This is a genomic window from Streptomyces sp. NPDC037242 (assembly GCF_055604165.1).
Genome location: NZ_JBVJUY010000022.1, coordinates 30,238 through 45,875, shown reverse-complemented (window position 1 = coordinate 45,875; position 15,638 = coordinate 30,238). Strand labels below are relative to the sequence as shown.

At 73.3% G+C, this 15,638-nt stretch carries 17 protein-coding genes; 6 read left to right on the top strand and 11 right to left on the bottom strand.

Translation table 11 applies throughout. The annotated features are described in order from the left end of the window. Positions 1–181 precede the first annotated feature (181 nt). Complete coding sequence (locus tag ACZ7GJ_RS24710) at positions 182–994, top strand: glutamate ABC transporter substrate-binding protein (RefSeq protein ID WP_470754746.1); 813 nt, start codon at positions 182–184, stop codon at positions 992–994. Here the strand turns inward: ACZ7GJ_RS24710 and ACZ7GJ_RS24705 are convergent. Beyond that, positions 978–1,937 carry an SMP-30/gluconolactonase/LRE family protein gene (locus ACZ7GJ_RS24705; RefSeq protein WP_470754745.1) on the bottom strand — a complete coding sequence of 320 codons (960 nt, stop codon included), beginning with the start codon at positions 1,935–1,937 and terminating at the stop codon, positions 978–980. The genes ACZ7GJ_RS24710 and ACZ7GJ_RS24705 overlap by 17 nt on opposite strands. A gap of 148 nt (positions 1,938–2,085) precedes the next feature. Continuing rightward, positions 2,086–2,652 carry a DJ-1/PfpI family protein gene (locus ACZ7GJ_RS24700; RefSeq protein ID WP_470754743.1) on the bottom strand — a complete coding sequence of 189 codons (567 nt, stop codon included), beginning with the start codon at positions 2,650–2,652 and terminating at the stop codon, positions 2,086–2,088. Positions 2,653–2,907: 255 nt separating this feature from the next. Here ACZ7GJ_RS24700 and ACZ7GJ_RS24695 point away from each other — a divergent pair, with 255 nt between their 5' ends. Together ACZ7GJ_RS24695 and ACZ7GJ_RS24690 are read left to right on the top strand one after the other, a co-directional pair. Next, positions 2,908–3,750 carry an endonuclease I family protein gene (locus ACZ7GJ_RS24695; RefSeq protein ID WP_470754741.1) on the top strand — a complete coding sequence of 281 codons (843 nt, stop codon included), beginning with the start codon at positions 2,908–2,910 and terminating at the stop codon, positions 3,748–3,750. Between the two features lie 114 nt (positions 3,751–3,864). Continuing rightward, on the top strand, positions 3,865–4,197 hold the full coding sequence (locus tag ACZ7GJ_RS24690; protein ID WP_470754903.1) for a DUF3040 domain-containing protein: 333 nt from the start codon (positions 3,865–3,867) through the stop codon (positions 4,195–4,197). Positions 4,198–4,270: 73 nt separating this feature from the next. Here the strand turns inward: ACZ7GJ_RS24690 and ACZ7GJ_RS24685 are convergent, their stop codons facing one another. The 3 genes from ACZ7GJ_RS24685 to ACZ7GJ_RS24675 all read right to left on the bottom strand — a co-directional run bounded on the left by ACZ7GJ_RS24685 (position 4,271) and on the right by ACZ7GJ_RS24675 (position 7,668). Next, on the bottom strand, positions 4,271–5,914 hold the full coding sequence (locus ACZ7GJ_RS24685) for a beta-N-acetylhexosaminidase (protein ID WP_470754901.1): 1,644 nt from the start codon (positions 5,912–5,914) through the stop codon (positions 4,271–4,273). Between the two features lie 61 nt (positions 5,915–5,975). After that, positions 5,976–6,413, bottom strand: coding sequence for a GlcG/HbpS family heme-binding protein (locus ACZ7GJ_RS24680; RefSeq protein ID WP_470754739.1), 438 nt, complete (start codon positions 6,411–6,413; stop codon positions 5,976–5,978). A 43-nt stretch (positions 6,414–6,456) separates the two neighbouring features. Further along, entirely contained in the window at positions 6,457–7,668 is a 1,212-nt protein-coding gene (locus tag ACZ7GJ_RS24675) for an MFS transporter (RefSeq protein ID WP_470754737.1), read from the bottom strand. Between the two features lie 188 nt (positions 7,669–7,856). Here ACZ7GJ_RS24675 and ACZ7GJ_RS24670 point away from each other — a divergent pair, with 188 nt between their 5' ends. Beyond that, positions 7,857–8,312 (top strand): MarR family winged helix-turn-helix transcriptional regulator, encoded by a 456-nt coding sequence (locus ACZ7GJ_RS24670; RefSeq protein WP_470754735.1) that lies wholly within the window; start codon positions 7,857–7,859, stop codon positions 8,310–8,312. 98 nt (positions 8,313–8,410) lie between these two features. Here the strand turns inward: ACZ7GJ_RS24670 and ACZ7GJ_RS24665 are convergent, their stop codons facing one another. The 4 genes from ACZ7GJ_RS24665 to pdxR are packed head-to-tail and all read right to left on the bottom strand — an operon-like array spanning position 8,411 to position 11,626. Further along, the gene (locus ACZ7GJ_RS24665) at positions 8,411–8,971 is read right to left on the bottom strand and encodes a hypothetical protein (protein ID WP_470754733.1); all 561 of its coding nucleotides are present in this window, start codon (positions 8,969–8,971) and stop codon (positions 8,411–8,413) included. Next, positions 8,968–9,624: an RNA polymerase sigma factor gene (locus ACZ7GJ_RS24660; protein ID WP_470754732.1), complete on the bottom strand. Its 657-nt coding sequence runs from the start codon at positions 9,622–9,624 to the stop codon at positions 8,968–8,970. The genes ACZ7GJ_RS24665 and ACZ7GJ_RS24660 overlap by 4 nt, the downstream gene beginning before the upstream one ends. Before the next feature lie 8 nt (positions 9,625–9,632). Continuing rightward, on the bottom strand, positions 9,633–10,061 hold the full coding sequence (locus tag ACZ7GJ_RS24655; protein WP_470754731.1) for an LAETG motif-containing sortase-dependent surface protein: 429 nt from the start codon (positions 10,059–10,061) through the stop codon (positions 9,633–9,635). 44 nt (positions 10,062–10,105) lie between these two features. Continuing rightward, positions 10,106–11,626, bottom strand: a complete 1,521-nt coding sequence (pdxR, locus tag ACZ7GJ_RS24650; protein WP_470754730.1) for a MocR-like pyridoxine biosynthesis transcription factor PdxR — start codon at positions 11,624–11,626, stop codon at positions 10,106–10,108. A gap of 29 nt (positions 11,627–11,655) precedes the next feature. Here pdxR and ACZ7GJ_RS24645 point away from each other — a divergent pair, with 29 nt between their 5' ends. Continuing rightward, positions 11,656–12,627: an EamA family transporter gene (locus ACZ7GJ_RS24645; RefSeq protein WP_470754729.1), complete on the top strand. Its 972-nt coding sequence runs from the start codon at positions 11,656–11,658 to the stop codon at positions 12,625–12,627. 48 nt (positions 12,628–12,675) lie between these two features. Continuing rightward, positions 12,676–13,518: a helix-turn-helix domain-containing protein gene (locus tag ACZ7GJ_RS24640; RefSeq protein WP_470754727.1), complete on the top strand. Its 843-nt coding sequence runs from the start codon at positions 12,676–12,678 to the stop codon at positions 13,516–13,518. A gap of 39 nt (positions 13,519–13,557) precedes the next feature. Here ACZ7GJ_RS24640 and ACZ7GJ_RS24635 read toward each other — a convergent pair whose 3' ends face one another. Both ACZ7GJ_RS24635 and ACZ7GJ_RS24630 read right to left on the bottom strand, forming a co-directional pair. Continuing rightward, positions 13,558–14,184, bottom strand: coding sequence for a class I SAM-dependent methyltransferase (locus ACZ7GJ_RS24635; protein WP_470754726.1), 627 nt, complete (start codon positions 14,182–14,184; stop codon positions 13,558–13,560). 25 nt (positions 14,185–14,209) lie between these two features. Continuing rightward, positions 14,210–15,625, bottom strand: a complete 1,416-nt coding sequence (locus ACZ7GJ_RS24630) for a VWA domain-containing protein (protein WP_470754725.1) — start codon at positions 15,623–15,625, stop codon at positions 14,210–14,212. Positions 15,626–15,638 lie beyond the last annotated feature (13 nt).

The window sequence follows — 15,638 nt, the reverse complement described above, 5'->3', positions numbered from 1 at the left end:
GGATCGTTACCTCAAGTTTTGCTCAGATCCAGTGACACTGCGCCCGTCACTTTCCTAGCTTCCTCGTACACGCGTCTCCACGTCCGCGCGGTTCCCTGTGTTCCGGTAATCCCGGCGCCGCCGCGCTGCCTCCGCGTGCCCGTTTACCGCGCGATCCGCGTTCCCGAGGAAAGAGTGCAGCATGAAGGTTCCCAAGGCCGGTGCGGTTGCCGCAGTGATCGGCCTCAGCCTCACCGTCTCCGGTTGCATCGGCGGCGACGATGACAAGGGGACCCTCTCCATCGGCATCAAGTTCGACCAGCCGGGCGTCGGCATGCGCGAGACCGACGGCACCTTCACCGGTTTCGACGTGGACGTGGCGACATACGTGGCCAAGGAGCTCGGCTACAAGCCGGAGCGGATCGAGTTCAAGCGCGTCGACAGCTCCGACCGCGAGCTGCTGCTCCAGTACGGCGAGGTCAAGTTCGTCGCGGCCAGCTACTCGATCAACGACAAGCGCAAGGAGAAGGTCAGCTTCGCCGGCCCGTACTTCCTCGCGCACCAGGACCTGCTCGTCCGCGCCGATGACCCCACCATCACCAAGGCCGAGGACCTCAACACCAAGAAGCTCTGCTCGGTCACCGGCTCCACCTCGGCGGAGAACGTCAAGAACAAGCTCGCCCCCAAGGCCAGCCTCCTTGAGCTCCTCGGCTACTCGGAGTGCCTGGTCGCCCTCCAGGACGGTCTGGTCGACGCCATGACCACGGACAATTCCATCCTGGCCGGGTATTCCGCCAGGAAGGGCAACCAGGGCAAGTTCAAGCTGGTCGGGCTGAGCCTGAGCAACGAGAACTACGGCATCGGCGTGAAGAAGGGCGACACCGCACTCCAGGGCAAGATCAACACCGCCCTCAAGAAGATGGTCGAGGACGGCTCCTGGGACGCCGCCGTGAAGAAGAACTTCGGCGACAACTACAAGTCCGAGCCGGCCCCGCCGGTCACATCGGGCAGCTGACGATCGTCGAGGCGGTCGCCGGGTCCGACCAGTCGGAGTCGAAGGCCGCGTTGACCACGTAGAGACGGCCGCCGTGGACGGCGGCCGTCGTCGGCTCGTCGAAGCGCGGGTCGGTGATCTGCTTGACGAACCGGGCCCGCAGTCCGTCCGCGCTGAGCGTGAACACGTCGATGGCGTAGGCCCAGTTGCGTACGACGTACAGGGTGCGGCCGTGGAGCACGAGCCCGTCGCCGTTGCCGACGGAGCCGCCGTCGAGCACGGTCCGGGTGGCCGCGCCGGTGCGCGGGTCGACGCGGAACAGCGCCTGCGCGGTGTCGTGCACCACCAGCAGCGCCCGGCCGTCCGGGGTCCGCTCGATGCCGTTGGAGCCCCAGTACTCGCCGCCGGGCGGGGTCGGGGTCCACTCGCCGCCGAGGGCCACCGTGCGCGGGGCGGCGCCGGCGCCGGTGAGGTCGCGGCCCGCCGGGAGGAAGTACAGGACGTCGTTGAAGGAGTCGGTGAACCAGGCCCCTCCGCAGCCGACGACGACGTCATTGACGAAGGTCGTGCCGGTCGCGGCCTGGTGGGTGGCCAGCACCCGCCCGTCGCCGGCGTGGACGACGCGGATCTGGCCGCTGAACCCGCCCGCGACGAGCAGCCTGCCGTGGGTGTCCAGCTTGAGCCCGACCGACATGGGGCCCTCGCCCTTGGTGATGATCCGGCCGGCGCCGGTGGCGAGGTCGGCGCGGTAGATCGAGCCGTCGATCAGGGAACCCGTGTAGAGCGTGCCCCGGGCCGATACGGCGATCCCCTCGGGCTGGAAGCCGGCCGGGACGGCGATGGAGTCGGGGCGCCGTGCGGCGGGCTGCGCCTGGGCGAGGGGGGCCAGCGGCCCGGCGAGCGCGGCCGTACCGAGGGCCGCGGCCGCCCCGATGAACCCGCGTCGACCCAGAGTTCCAGTCACGGTAAGTCCCTTCAACTGCCTTGCGAACAACGTTGATTGACTCACCCACCTCAACACACGACCGGCGCCCCGTCAGTCCCCCGACCCGCACACTTCACAAGGGAATGGGGAACCTCCCCTTCGCCCGACGCCCCTTTGACGACACGACCTAGGCGAGCGGCGCCTTGCCGCGCAGCACGGTGAGGAACTCCCGCATCCAGGCCGAGTGGTCCGGCCACGCCCGGGCGGAGACCAGGGTGCCGTCGACGACGGCCTCGGAGTCCTCGAAGTCCGCCCCGGCCGCCTTCATGTCCAGCTCCAGTGCCGGGTACGCGGTGACCCTGCGGCCATCCAGCGCACCGGCTGCGGCGCTGATCAGGGGGCCGTGGCAGATCTGGGCGATCGGCTTGTCGGCGCCGGCGAAGGCGGCCAGGATCCGCCGCACGTCGGGGTCGTTGCGCAGGTACTCCGGCGCGCGACCTCCCGGGACGACCAGCGCCGCGTACTGGGCCGGGTCGACGTCGGCGAAGGCGATGTCCGCGGGCCAGGTGTAGCCGGGCTTCTCCGTGTAGGTGTCGAAGCCGTCCTCGAAGTCGTGGACCACGAAGCGCAGTTTCTTCACGGCCGGCGCCGCGACGTGGACCTCGTACCCCTCCTCGCGCAGGCGCTGGTAGGGGTAGATGACCTCCAGCGACTCCGCCGCGTCGCCGGTCACGATGAGGATCTTCGCTGCCATGGGCTGCTCCAGGTGGGGCTGTTGACGGTTCCAACGGTCCGGTCGGCCCCGCCGGGGCCTTTGCCACCGTGCCCGCACCCCGGCGTTCTGCCAAGAGGGCCCCACCCGACCGGGGCCGGGAGGGGGCCAAAGTCCTGGTTCCGGACACATGGCCTTAACCTGTTCGGCACATGACAATGTAAACCTCGCTCCGCCACCTGAAACCCCGCCAATTCCCCGGGCGGGGACGATGCTTGTAATGAGGTCCCCCACATCATGAGAATCTCCCGCATAACCCCCTGCGCTGCCGCGCTCGCGGCGGCAGCGCTGCTCCTCGTCCCGGCCGCCGCCTCCGCGGGCCAGCAGCGGGCCGCGGCCGACCCGTCCGCGGCATCCGCCCCCGCGTCCGCATCCGCATCCGCCTCGGCCGTATACCCGGACTCGTACTACGCGGCCGCCGAGGGCAAGACCGGAGCCGCGCTGAAGACCGCGCTGCACGACATCATCAAGACCCAGTCCAAGGTCAGCTACGACGGCGTGTGGAACGCCCTGAAGGTCACCGACCAGGACCCGGCGAACCCGAACAACGTCATCCTGGTCTACTCCGGCCGCTCCCAGTCGAAGTCCACCAACGGCGGCGGCGTCAACGACTGGAACCGCGAGCACGTCTGGGCCAAGAGCCACGGCGACTTCGGCACCGCCACCGGACCGGGCACCGACCTGCACCACCTGCGGCCCGAGGACGTCACGGTCAACAGCACCCGCGGCAACAAGGACTTCGACTACGGCGGCGGCCCCGTCTCCGAGGCCCCCGGCAGCTACACCGACTCGGACTCCTTCGAGCCGCGCGACGCGGTCAAGGGCGACGTGGCGCGGATGCTCCTGTACATGGCGGTCCGCTACGACGGCGGTGACGGCTTCGCGGACCTGGAGATGAACGACAGGGTCAACAACGGCTCCGCACCCACCTTCGGCCGGATCAGCGTCCTGAAGCAGTGGAACCTGCAGGACCCGCCGGACGCCTTCGAGCAGCGCCGCAACCAGGTCATTTACGACACCTACCAGCACAACCGGAACCCGTTCATCGACCACCCGGAGTGGGTCAACTCCATCTGGTGACCATCCGCCTGCGCCGCCGCGGCCGTCGGGGGTTGATCCGTCTCAGGCCGGGTATTCGCACGCCAGAGGCTGAGGTCCGCGCAGGGCGGCGGCAGCAGGTGGAGGTACGTGGCCATGGACGGAGCCGGACTCTCCGATCGCGAGCAGCGCGCCCTTTCCGCGATCGAGGCCCAACTGAAGGGCGACCGGTCCCTGGACCGGTCCCTGGACCGCTTCGCGCGGTCCGCGCACCGGCGCCGGCGCATCGCGGCGGCCTACCTGCTCGGTGCGCTCACGGTGGCGCTGATGGTCGCCGCGTCGATCACCGTGGCGGAGCCTCTGATCTGGGGTTTCGCCACTGCCTGGACGCTGACCGTGGTGACGGCCCTGCCGCTGCTCGGCCAGTCGCTCCAGCGGCGCTGGCAGCGCCGCGAGCGCACCCCGCAGCCCCAGAGGGCAGCCGACTAGCCGTAGTGGGGGTGCGCAGCCCCCTGACCCGACCCCTCGCCGACCGACCCCCTCAGAGCCGGTCGGCGAGGGCTCAGAGCCGGTCGGCGAGGGCCTTGAACTGCTCCCAGGCCTGCTGCGGGGGCCGCGCGTCCCAGACCTTCTGGGCCAGCGCGGCCAGTGGCAGCCGGATGCCGGCCGCCACCTGCGCCTGGGTCTGGGAAGCGGCAAGATCGCACCAGACGGCGAGCCGGGCGCCCAGGATCTGCGCCCCGAAGCTCGCGGGCACGGGGGCGGTGCCGCGCAGCACCAGCGGCGTCCACTGCTCGTAGATCCGCCGGCCGGTGGGGTAGGTGAACTGGTTCGGCTCGCCCAGCACGTAGTACAGGAACTCATCGTTCAGGTTGACGAGCTTGCGGCCCTCGCGCAGGTACTCCAGCGGCGGCCGTGCGCCGATCTCCTTGCCGGTCCAGTACTCGACCTGAAGGTCCTTGGCGGCCTGGACCACGCCACCGGTGAAGAAGCCGTCGTTCCACGCCTTGAGCGCCTTGCCCGACGGGCGGATGACGGCCGCGCGGTCGTCGAGCCAGCCCGTCGCCAGGTCCTGCACCCGGGCGGTGGGCCCGTACCGCTGCCGGGCGGCGGCGGCGAGCTGCGGGAAGGAGGCCTGCGGGTCGCGGACCACCAGCGCCTGGTACTCGTCGGCGCCGAGGTGCCAGGCCCCTCCGGTGAACAACGGCAGGTACTCGCGCAGCAGTTCGTCGATCAGCTTCGCCGACGCCGGGTTCGAGATGTCCACGGCCCCCTTGACCACCCCGCCCTGCGCGTTGCGCAGTTGCAGGTCCGGGTGGGCGCGCAGCACGGCGCCGAGGTGGCCGGGCGAGTCGATCTCCGGGACGACGGTGATGTGCAGGCTCCGGGCGAGTGCCACGATGCGGGCGACCTCGGCCTTGGTCAGGTGGGGGGTGGAGACGATCTCCGGGTGGGAGGTGGACTCGATGCGGAAGGCCTGGTCGTCGGAGAAGTGCAGGCCGAACTGGTTGAGCTTCAGGTCGGCCATCTCGCGCAGCCGGTCCTCGATCCAGCCGGCGGCGAAGTTCTTGCGGGCGATGTCGAGGTTGAGGCCGCGCTGGGGCTTGGCCGGGCCGTCGCGGACCGTGCCCTCGGGGGCCGAACCGCCGTTCGCCACCGCCTGTTTGAGGGTGCGGGTCCCGTAGAAGACCCCGGCTTCGTCGGGGCCGGTGATACGGGCCTGCCCGTTCTGCACGGTGAGGGTGTACGACTCGGGCGCGCCGGAGTCCTTGGCGCCCAGGTCGAGTTCGACGTCGCCCCGGCGTACGTCGGCCGACTCCGCGAATCCCATGCGCAGTTCGCCGGCGAGCAGCCGGCCCTCGTCGGACAGGGCGGCGCTGTCGGCCGGCTGGACCACCACCCGGGCGTCGGGGGCGGGCTTCCAGCCGGGTCCGCGGGCCGGCACGTGCTCCCGTACGGCGGGAATGGTGCGCGGGGCCGTGGACAGGGCGTACGAGGCTGTCGGGCTGGGCGGCGGCGCCTGACTCGGGCTCGGGCTCGGCGCGCGTACGGCGCCCGGCGAGCTGACAGCCGCCGGGGTGGCCGGGCCGGTGGGGGCGGTCTGCTCCGAGGCCTCCGTACAGGCCGGGACGGCGAGGGTGACCAGCGCGGCGACGGTTGCCGTCGCGATGACGTGGACTCTCCCGTACTGCCTCGGATTCCGCATCATGCACCCGTGTCCCCCGTACCAACGTGGCACGGGGGACGCGGGCGCGCGACCGGACGGCTCAGCCGGCCAGGGCGCCGAGGGCGGTCGCGGCGAAGCCGTGGTCCTGGGCGGGGGCTCCACCGCCGACCCCGATGGCACCGATGAGGCGGCCTTCGCGGTGGACGGGCAGGCCGCCCGCGATGAACAGCAGCGGCCGGTCGAGGGCGGTGGGCAGGGTGTGGAAGGGGCCGCCGGGCCGGACGGCCTCGACCAGGTCGGCGGTCGGGGCGTTCAGCTGGAGCGCGGTGAAGGCCTTGCGGGTGCTGGTCTCTCCGGAGATCAGTACGGCGCGGTCGTCGCGGCGGAAGGCGAGCAGGTGGCCCCCGGCATCGAGGACGCTCACGCTGACGGTGACCCCGGCCGCCTCGGCGGCGGTCTTCGCGGTGGCGACGAGCAGTTCGGCGTCCTCGGTGGTCAGCGGGGCGACGGCGGTGCGGTGCGCGGTGGTGGTGGTCATGACGGTTCTCCTGTGGGGCGGTTTTTCGTACGAGGGGGGTGGCTCAGTGGTGGAGGGGAGCGGCGGCCCGGGACGCCCCGACCACGACAGCCGGCCCGGCCGCCCGGGCCTCGGTACGCCGCTCCAGCGCGCCGGACACGAGGGCGAGCACCAGGGCGGAGGCGGCGAGGGCGGCGCCGACCCAGTTCGGGGCGGTCCAGCCGAGCCCGGCGGCGATGACGAGCCCGCCGAGCCAGGCGGCGAGCGCGTTGCCGAGGTTGAAGGCGCCGATGTTCACGGCGGAGGCCAGGGTGGGGGCCCCGGCGGCCTGGTCGAGGACCCGCTTCTGGAGCGGGGGCACGGTCGCGAAGCCGAGGGCACCGATGAGGACGATCGTGGCGGCGGCGCCGAACTTGTTGTGGGCGGTGAGGGTGAACAGCGCGAGTACGGTGGCCAGCGCGCCGAGGGACACGTAGAGCATCGGCATCAGCGCGCGGTCGGCGAACCGGCCTCCTATCAGGTTTCCGGCGACCATGCCGAGGCCGAAGAGGACCAGGAGCCAGGTGACGGAAGTGTCCGCGAAGCCCGCGACGTTGGTCATCATCGGGGTGATGTAGGTGATGGCGGCGAAGACCCCGCCGAAGCCGAGGACGGTCATCGCCATCGCGAGCAGCACCTGGACGTTGCGGAAGGCGGCCAGCTCGTGGCGGATCCGTACGCCTTCGGGCCGGGGCAGTTCGGGGACCAGCTTCGCGATGCCGAGCAGGCCGAGGACACCGAGCGCGGCGACGATCAGGAAGGTGACGCGCCATCCGAGGTGTTGGCCGACGAGGGTGCCGAGCGGGACTCCGACGACGTTCGCCACGGTCAGGCCGGTGAACATCATGGCGATGGCGCCGGCCTTCTTCTCGGGGGCGACGAGGCCGGCGGCGACGACCGAGCCGATGCCGAAGAAGGCACCGTGGGCGAGGGAGGCGACGACGCGTCCGGCGAGCATCACGCCGAAGGCCGGGGCGAGTGCGGAGAGCACGTTGCCGACGACGAACAGGCCCATGAGCAGCATCAGCATGCGCTTGCGGGGGATGCGGGTGCCGAGGATCGTCATCAGCGGTGCGCCCAGGACCACGCCGAGGGCGTAGCCGGTGACGAGGAAGCCCGCGGTGGGTATCGAGACGCCGTAGCCGGCGGCGACCTCGGGGAGCAGGCCCATGATCACGAATTCGGTGGTGCCGATCCCGAAGGCCCCGATGGCGAGGGCGAGGAGAGCGAGAGGCATGAGGGGTGGTGCCCTTCAGGGGAGGTGGCGGTGCTGTCGCGACGGGTGGCCGCGGTCGCCGCGACGTGTTGATGCCGTCGCCGCTTACATGCGTCCACATTAATTGCAGACGCGGGATATTTGCAAGCGCGGGCTATTGCGGATGTGACCTATCCTGGGCATTGGCACATGTACCGAAGGAGGAGCCCATGACGGCCACGGACAGCGCGCTCACCGCCCTCGCCCAGGGCTGGTGCGCCCTCTCCCTCCTGCACGGGCGGATCGAGACGCACATCGAGCGGGCCCTGCAGGCCGGGCACGGGCTGAGCGTGCGCGAGTACTCCCTGCTCGACGTCCTCAGCCGCCAGCACAGCGGCCCGGGCGGCCACCTGCGGATGAACCAGGTGGCGGAATCGGTGGTGCTCAGCCAGAGCGCGACGACCCGCCTGGTCAGCCGGCTGGAGGACCGCGGGCTGCTGAACCGCTACATCTGCGACACCGACCGGCGGGGCATCTACACCGACGTCAGCGAGGCGGGCCTGGCCCTCCTGGGCGAGGCCCGCCCCACCAACGACACCGCCCTGCGTGAGGCCCTGGACGAGGCCGCGCGCAACCCGGAGCTCGCCCCGCTGGTGGCTGCCGTGGAGAACGCGCGGCCGGTCTAGGGGGTGTCTGATGGATGTCCGTGGGGAAGGAGCGGCGTCCGGTGCGTGCTCTCGGCGTGCCGGGCGTCGCGACGCCGCGGAGATCCGTCAGACATCCCCTAGCCCTGCGTCCCCTGCGTACCGGGGGGCGAGGCGCTCGGCGGTGACGAGCGGACCGGGCCCGACGCGCTCCGCTGGGCCGACGGGGCCAGGGACGGGCTCGTGCTCGGCGGGGCGCCGCTCGGCTTCGTCTGCGCGACCTCGGGCACGGATGCCGACGGAACCGGCGACGAGGGGGCCGAGGGGGACGACGGAACCGACGACGGGGTCGCGGTCGGCGGCAGCGACGGCTGCGGTCCGGGATTCGTGATCTCGGGCGGCGAGGCCGGCGGCACGGGGCGGACCGGAGCCGCGTCCGGAGCCAGTACGAGGTACCCCACCAGGGCGGCGGCCGCCGCGGCCAGGCCGGCCAGGCCGGCCAGGGGCAGCGTGAACCCCCGCAGCCGCGCGAGCGACAGCGGCAACCGCAGCCGTCGTACGTGCGGCCCCGGCGGATCGGCGGGGCGCAGCTCGCGCACCGTCACCCCGGCCGCGCGGGCGTCGAGGGCCTGGCGCAGCCGCCGCTCGACGGGCCGCTGCTCGGCAGCCCGCTCACCGGTGCGCTCGACGTCAGGCGTCATATCCGACCCTCCAGAATCCGCTCCAGCGCGTCCAGCGCCCGGCTCGCGTTCGACTTGACCGCGCCCCGGCTTATCCCGAGCGTCTCGGCTATCTCCGCCTCGCTCAGGTCCGCCCAGTAGCGCAGCACCAGTACCTGACGCCGCCTCGGCGTCAACCGCCCCAGGGCGGCGAGCACTTCCCGGTGCGCCTCGTCGAGGACCACGGACGCCTCGGCGGACGGTACGTCGACGGGTGCGGGCGGGGTCCAGGCCCGGGCGGTGCGCCTTCGCCTCAGTACGGAGCGCGAGGTGTTGACGACGGCGGTGCGCAGGTAGCCGAGCGCGTTGTCGACCTCGGCGATCTGCTCCCCGTGGCGCCGGTACAGGGCGGTGAACGCGTCCTGCACCACGTCCTCGGCGGTGCCCAGGTCGTCCACGAGCAGGACCGCCAGCCGGACCATCCGCAGCCGGTGCGCGTGGTAGAGCGCCGTGACGGTGGGCGGCGGTGCGCCGCCGTCCCCCTCTTCACGAGCATCGGCGTACGCGTATCCGTACGGCTGCGCGGGGGTCGGCGGGGCGGGGCGCTCGCGGTGGAGAAGCAACGACCACAAGCCCCGCCGGGCCCGGCCGAAGCCGGGCACGACGGAGCTCAGGGGTGGTGCGAGGTGAAGCACGGGAGTCCTCAGCCGTTGGCGCGGCGCCGCACGGAGTACAGGGTCCCGGCCCCGGCGACGACGAGTACGGCGGCCCCGGCCCCGATGACGGTGGTGGTCGTGGAGGAGCCAGTATGCGCAAGCTCGGGACCTCCGGACGAATCGGCGGACCCGGCGCTCGGCACTGCGCTCGGGGCCGCGCTGGGCGCGGTGCCCGGGGGCAGGCTGACCGAGGCGCTGGGCTTGGCGGCGGGCTGCGAGGGCGACGGCTTGGACGGCGAGCTCGGCACCGCGCTGGGGGCGGCGCTCGGCGCGGCGCTGACCGAGGGCGACGGCGCGGTCCCGGCCCCGCTCGCGGCGAGGGCAGGCCCGGCGAGCGCAACGGTCACCCCGGCGGTGGCGGCGGCGACGGCCGCTGCCCGGCGGACGGACAGGGAGACGCGCTTCAGGTTCTTCAAGGTGGTTCTCCACGGTCGGTTGAACGGGCGCGGGTTCACGCCCTTCACCCCTGCACGACGCGCGACCCCCGGGGAGGTTGCCGCCGGTTGCGAAGAATTTTTCGCAGGGCCGCACCGAAGACCGCGATGCCCTCCTCGATCTCGCCCTTCGGGCCCGCCGCGTAGCCGAGGATCAGGCCGGGCGGGCCCGGGGCCATCCGGTGCCAGGACAGCGGATGGGCCTTGACCCCCAGCTCCAGGGCCGCCGAGGCGAGGGCGGTGTCCTCGAAGCCGGCGCCCTCGAAGGTGACCATGAGGTGCAGCCCCGCCGCCGCCCCGTGCACCCGGGCGCCCGGCAGTTCGGCGGCGATGGCCCGCAGCATCGCGTCCCTGCGCCCGCGGTGGCGGCGCCTGACGAAGCGCAGGTGGCGCTCCAGCTCGCCCGAGTCCATCAACCGGGCGAGGACGAGCTGGGCGAGGACCGGGTTGCCGAGGTCGGCGTAGCGCTTGGCGGCGACCACCGCGTCCAGGTAGCGCGGCGGGACCAGCAGCCAGCCCAGCCGCAGGGCCGGCGCGAGCAGTTTGGACACGCTCCCGGCGTAGCAGACCGCCTCGGGCAACAGGGCGCGCAGCGCGGGGACCGGGGCTCGGTCGTAGCGGTGCTCGGCGTCGTAGTCGTCCTCGATGACCACTCCCCCGGCGGCGGCCCAGCCGAGCAGTTCCCGGCGCCGTTCGCCGTCGAGGACCACCCCGGTCGGGAACTGGTGCGCCGGGGTGAGCAGCGCCGCCCGCGCCCCGCAGGCCCTCAGCGCGGCGACGTCGAGACCGCCCTCGTCGACCCGTACCGGGACCGTCTCCAGCCGCCCGTACTCCAGTTGCTGCCGGGCCCCGAGCGAGCCGGGGTCCTCCACGGCGACGCGTCGTACGCCGTCCTCGCGCAGGACGTGCGCGAGGAGCCCGAGCGCCTGCGCGACCCCGGCGACGACGACCACCTCCCCGGGGTCGGCGCGGATGCCCCGGTTGCGGGCCAGCCAGCCGACGACGGCCTCCCGAAGCGCGGGGGCGCCCTGCGGGTTGCCGTAGCCGAAGTCGGCGGGGGTGAGCCCGGCCAGGACCCGGCGCTCGGCCTGGAGCCAGGCGGTGCGCGGGAAGGCGGTCAGGTCGGGGACGCCGGGCGAGAGGTCGATCCGGCACGGTACGGCGCGCAGCGCGTCCACGAAGCCTCCGCGCAGCGGCGCCGCCGGGGTCGCGGCCACCGGTGGCGGCGCCGCGACGACCACCGTGCCCGCGCGGCCGCGGCCGGCCACCTGCCCGGTCTCGGCCAGCCGCTGGTACGCCTCGGTCACCAGGCCCCGGGAGACCCGGAGTTCCGCGGCGAGCACCCGACTGGGCGGAAGCCGGCTGCCGACCGCGAGGGTGCCGTCGGCGATGGCGGCGCGCAGCCGCTCGGCCAGCCACTCGGTACGGCCGCCCGCCGGGGCGCGGCCGAGGTCGAGCTGGAGGAAGTCCGCTCCACTGCCCGCGGCGGGTGTTGCGGAGGACCCTGTTTTGGACCCCTGGACCTGTCCCTCTTTGGACCTGCTCATGGGTCCATTCTGGCGCCAGGCTCGACGGTATGAACACTCCGTCCGCTTCCCTGCGCGCCCTCGCCCCCGGCATCGCCGGCATGGCTCTGGTCGGCAGCAGTGTCACCGTCTCCCGTTCCCTGGTCGACGCCCCGCTGTTCGGCGTCCAGGCCGTCCGCTACGCGGCGGCCACGCTGCTCCTGCTCGCCCTCGCCCGGTGGGCCGGGGTGCGGATCCTGCGGCCGCGCGGCCGGGAGTGGCTGTGGCTGGCCGGGACCGCGGCGACCGGGCTGGTGCTGTTCAACGTGGCCGTCGTACGGGGCGTCGCGCATGCGGAGCCGGCCGTCATCGCGGTCGCGGTGGCCTCCGTACCGATCCTCCTCGGGCTGATCGGCCCGCTGCTGGAGGGGCGCGGGCCCAGCCGGCAGGTGCTGCTGGCCGCGCCCGTCGTGGTGGCCGGGGCGGTGCTGGTGGAGGGGACGGGCCGGACCGACGCCGCCGGGGTGGCGTGGGCCGCGCTGGCGCTGGGGTGCGAGGCCGGGTTCACCTTGCTCGCGGTGCCGGTGCTGCGGCGGCACGGTGCCTGGGGGGTGTCGGTGCACGTGGTGTGGCTGGGGGCGGTGATGCTGGCGGGGCTGACGGTGTTCGTCGAGGGGCCCTCCGAGCTGGCGTCGGTGACGGCGGGCCAGTGGGCGGCCGCCGGGTACCTGGCCGTCATGGTGACCGCGGTGGCGTTCCTGCTCTGGTACCGCACGGTGGCCGCCGTGGGCTCCGGCCGGGCCGGACTGCTGACCGGGGTCGCCCCGCTCGCCGCGGCGGCCGCCGGGGCCCTCACCGGCGGCGGTGTACCGGGCCCGACGGTGTGGCTGGGGCTCGGCGTGGTGATCGCCGGGCTGGCGGCAGGGCTGCGCCCGGCCCGCACCGCGGCGGCCCCCGCGGGCCGGGCGGTGTCCGCGGGCTCTGCGGCCCCGGCCGCCTCCGCGGCGGAAACCGGCCCGGAACGGGCACCGGCGGCTCCTTGAGCGCCCGCACCCTTGAGGGCGCTCGGCCTTGTGGATCACAATCCGCAGATGGCAACGCCCCCGTACAGCAGTTGGATGCGGTACTTCTCGCCGACCGCCAACCACCGCCGGCTCGGCCTGGTCTGTCTCGGGGTGGGGGTACAGCAGGGCGTGCTGCCCGTCGTCGGCCCGCGCGCGCTCGACCACCACGTCGCGGTGATCGTCTCGGCCGGCCGGGGCTGGTTCAGCCACGCCGGTCGGCCCCCGCAGCCGTTGACCGCACCGGCGCTGCTGTGGCTGGTGCCGGGGGTGGAGCACCACTACGGGCCGGACCCCTCGACCGGATGGGACGAGTGCTTCGTGGACTTCGCGGGCCCGAGCGTGGAGGCGTACACCGACCTCGGCTACATCACCCCGGACCGGCCGCTGGTGCCGCTGGGCGGGACCGCCGGGGTCCGGCACGTGGTCGACGGGATCGTACGGGCGGCCCGGCGCGGCGGACCGCTGCTGGAGGTGGAGGCCGCGGCGGCGGTCCACGGGCTGCTCGTCGCGCTGCGCTACGCCCGCTCCGAGGTGTCCTGGCGCGGCGACGCGGTGATGGACGCCCTGGCCCGGGACGCGCTGCTGCCGATCTCGGTGGCGGAGCACGCGGCGCGGCTCGGGATGCCGCTGCCCGAACTGCGCTGGGCGGTGCGGCGCAGTACGGGCGAGGGGGTCAAGGAGTACCTGCTCGGCATCCGGCTGAGCCGGGCGAAGGAACTGCTGGCCCGCACCGACCTGCCGGTCGCCGGGGTGGCCCGGCGGGTCGGCTACGAGGATCCCGCCTACTTCAGCAGGCTGTTCAGCCGCCGGGTGGGCATGGCCCCGGTCCGGTTCCGCGCCCAGCAGTCGGCGCGCGGGCCCGGCCGGTGACCCCGGTGACCGGGCGGGTGGTCCCGCCCGGCGGCCGTGTCAGGGCCGGCGGGCGAGGCAGAACAGGTGGTCCTCCGGTTCTGCCGACCCGTCGTGGGGGTGGAAGACCCGCGTGTGGTGCTCCAGCACTTCGAGGCCGGCAGCCGTCAGCACGGCCAGGTGGTCCTCCGTGGAAAGGCTGCTGACGACGACCCGGTGGCCCATCCACTCGATGTCGAGGTTGCGGATGTCGCCCGGAACCGTGGCCATCACGAAGTACCCGCCCGGCACGACCCAGGACGCCATCCGCCGCAGCGCCCCGGCCACCTCCGGCTGGTCCATCATCAGCAGCGGGAAGAAGGAGCACACCGCGTCGAAGCCGTCCTGCGCGGGCTCGTACGTACGCACATCGGCCTGCTCGAAGCGCGCCCCCGGCACCCGGGCGCGCGCGAGGGCGACCATCTCCCGCGAGACGTCGATGCCGGTCACCGCGCAGCCCGCCCCGGCCAGGACCTCGGCGGTGGGCCGGCCGGTGCCGCTGCCCACGTCCAGCACCCGGGCGCCGCGCGGCAGTCTGGCGGTGAGCCAGTCCAGGGCCTCCAACTGCGCGGGGACCCGGCCGAACGCGTCCTCGTAGCGCCCGGCCAGCGCGTCGAACACCTCTGCCGCGGAACTGTGATCGCTCATCGGTCTTCTCCTCCACCAGCGCGGGTCACCGCAGGATGCCCGCCTGGCGGGCGGCGCGGATCCAGGACGGGAACTCCGACAGGAGCCGGTCGTACAGCTCGGGGTCGGAGAGGGTCTCGATGTCGTCGACCGCGAAGAAGCCCACGTTGTCGACGCGGCGGCCGGGCAGGGTGTCGAAGCGTTCGAGCACCCCGTAGTCGGCCCGGCCGAGGCCGATGAACTGCCAGAACAGCGGTTCCTCCACGGCCGCGCGCAGCTCCCGCTCGATCGCGTCGTTGCGGTAGACGCCGCCGTCGGAGAAGAAGAGCACCAGCGTCGGGTCCGGGACGGGATGGTCGCGGACGTAGGCGCGGACCTGCGCGATGACCTTCTGCTCCTCGTTGCCGACGCCGACCGTGCGCATGTCGAGTTGGCCCGGGACCAGCCCCTTGGGCGGCTTGCGGCGGCGGAACAGGCCCAGCTCGCCGACGCGCACGTGCAGGCGCAGCCACTCGGGCAGTTCGGCGATCACGAGGTCGGGGAGGCGCGCGGGACTGGAGGCGAAGGTCCAGGCCTGCATCTGGCCGTCGTCGTCGAGCTGGGCCGCCACCGCGGCCATCCGCTCGGCCACGCCCGCGACGGTGCCGCGCCGGTAGTGGAAGCTCATCGAGCCCGAGGCGTCGAGGACGAGGATGACGCGGGCGGTGAGGGATGCGACCCCGTGCTTGCTCAGGCTGACCGCGACCTGCTGTTTGCGCAGCGACAGGCGGGCGCGCACCTCGGTGGGCAGCAGTTCCTCGCCCTTGGTCAGCCGGACGGCGGTGGGAGCGGGGGCCGCCGCCGGGGCGGGGACCGAGGGCGGCGCCGCCATGGGGGTCGGGACCGGGGTCGGGACCGGGGTCGGGACCGGAGCCTGGGCCGGCACCGGAGCCGGAGCCGGCGTCGGCGCCTCGTCCACGCTGATGCCGTAGTCCGTCGCCAGGCCCGCCAGCCCGTCGGCATAGCCCTGTCCGACGGCCCGGAACTTCCAGGCCCCCGACCGCCGGTACAGCTCGCCGCTCACGTACGCCTTCTCCGGGCCCGCCTCCATGTCGAACCGGACCAGCTCGGCCCCGGACGCCGCGTCGAGCAGCAGGAGGTGCAGCCCGGGCACCTGCCCGAAGGAGCCGCCGTCCGCCGAGGCGCAGAGCACGACGCGCTCGATGCCGGGCTCGATCGCGCCGAGGTCGACGGCGATCGTGTCGGCGCCGGGCCGTTTGCCCTGGTGGGTCACGGAACCGGACGCGTGCCGCGGCTGGTTGTAGAACACGAAGTCGGCATCGGAGCGGACGCGCCCGTCGCCGCCCAGCAGCAGCGCGGACGCGTCCACGTCGGGGACTCCGGCCCCCGCCGACCAGCCGAGCACGGCCCGGACGGCGGTTGCCCCGATCGGCAGGTTGGCGCCCTTGTTCAGTGAAGTCACGGCGACCAGTCTG

What these genes read in the sequence shown, in the direction of transcription:
- ACZ7GJ_RS24710 (WP_470754746.1), top strand. Translation starts at nt 182, where the DNA reads ATGAAGGTTCCCAAGGCCGGTGCGGTTGCCGCAGTGATCGGCCTCAGC.
- ACZ7GJ_RS24700 (WP_470754743.1), bottom strand. Translation starts at nt 2,652, where the DNA reads ATGGCAGCGAAGATCCTCATCGTGACCGGCGACGCGGCGGAGTCGCTG.
- ACZ7GJ_RS24695 (WP_470754741.1), top strand. Translation starts at nt 2,908, where the DNA reads ATGAGAATCTCCCGCATAACCCCCTGCGCTGCCGCGCTCGCGGCGGCA.
- ACZ7GJ_RS24690 (WP_470754903.1), top strand. Translation starts at nt 3,865, where the DNA reads ATGGACGGAGCCGGACTCTCCGATCGCGAGCAGCGCGCCCTTTCCGCG.
- ACZ7GJ_RS24685 (WP_470754901.1), bottom strand. Translation starts at nt 5,914, where the DNA reads ATGCGGAATCCGAGGCAGTACGGGAGAGTCCACGTCATCGCGACGGCA.
- ACZ7GJ_RS24680 (WP_470754739.1), bottom strand. Translation starts at nt 6,413, where the DNA reads ATGACCACCACCACCGCGCACCGCACCGCCGTCGCCCCGCTGACCACC.
- ACZ7GJ_RS24675 (WP_470754737.1), bottom strand. Translation starts at nt 7,668, where the DNA reads ATGCCTCTCGCTCTCCTCGCCCTCGCCATCGGGGCCTTCGGGATCGGC.
- ACZ7GJ_RS24670 (WP_470754735.1), top strand. Translation starts at nt 7,857, where the DNA reads ATGACGGCCACGGACAGCGCGCTCACCGCCCTCGCCCAGGGCTGGTGC.
- ACZ7GJ_RS24665 (WP_470754733.1), bottom strand. Translation starts at nt 8,971, where the DNA reads ATGACGCCTGACGTCGAGCGCACCGGTGAGCGGGCTGCCGAGCAGCGG.
- pdxR (WP_470754730.1), bottom strand. Translation starts at nt 11,626, where the DNA reads ATGAGCAGGTCCAAAGAGGGACAGGTCCAGGGGTCCAAAACAGGGTCC.
- ACZ7GJ_RS24645 (WP_470754729.1), top strand. Translation starts at nt 11,656, where the DNA reads ATGAACACTCCGTCCGCTTCCCTGCGCGCCCTCGCCCCCGGCATCGCC.
- ACZ7GJ_RS24640 (WP_470754727.1), top strand. Translation starts at nt 12,676, where the DNA reads ATGGCAACGCCCCCGTACAGCAGTTGGATGCGGTACTTCTCGCCGACC.
- ACZ7GJ_RS24635 (WP_470754726.1), bottom strand. Translation starts at nt 14,184, where the DNA reads ATGAGCGATCACAGTTCCGCGGCAGAGGTGTTCGACGCGCTGGCCGGG.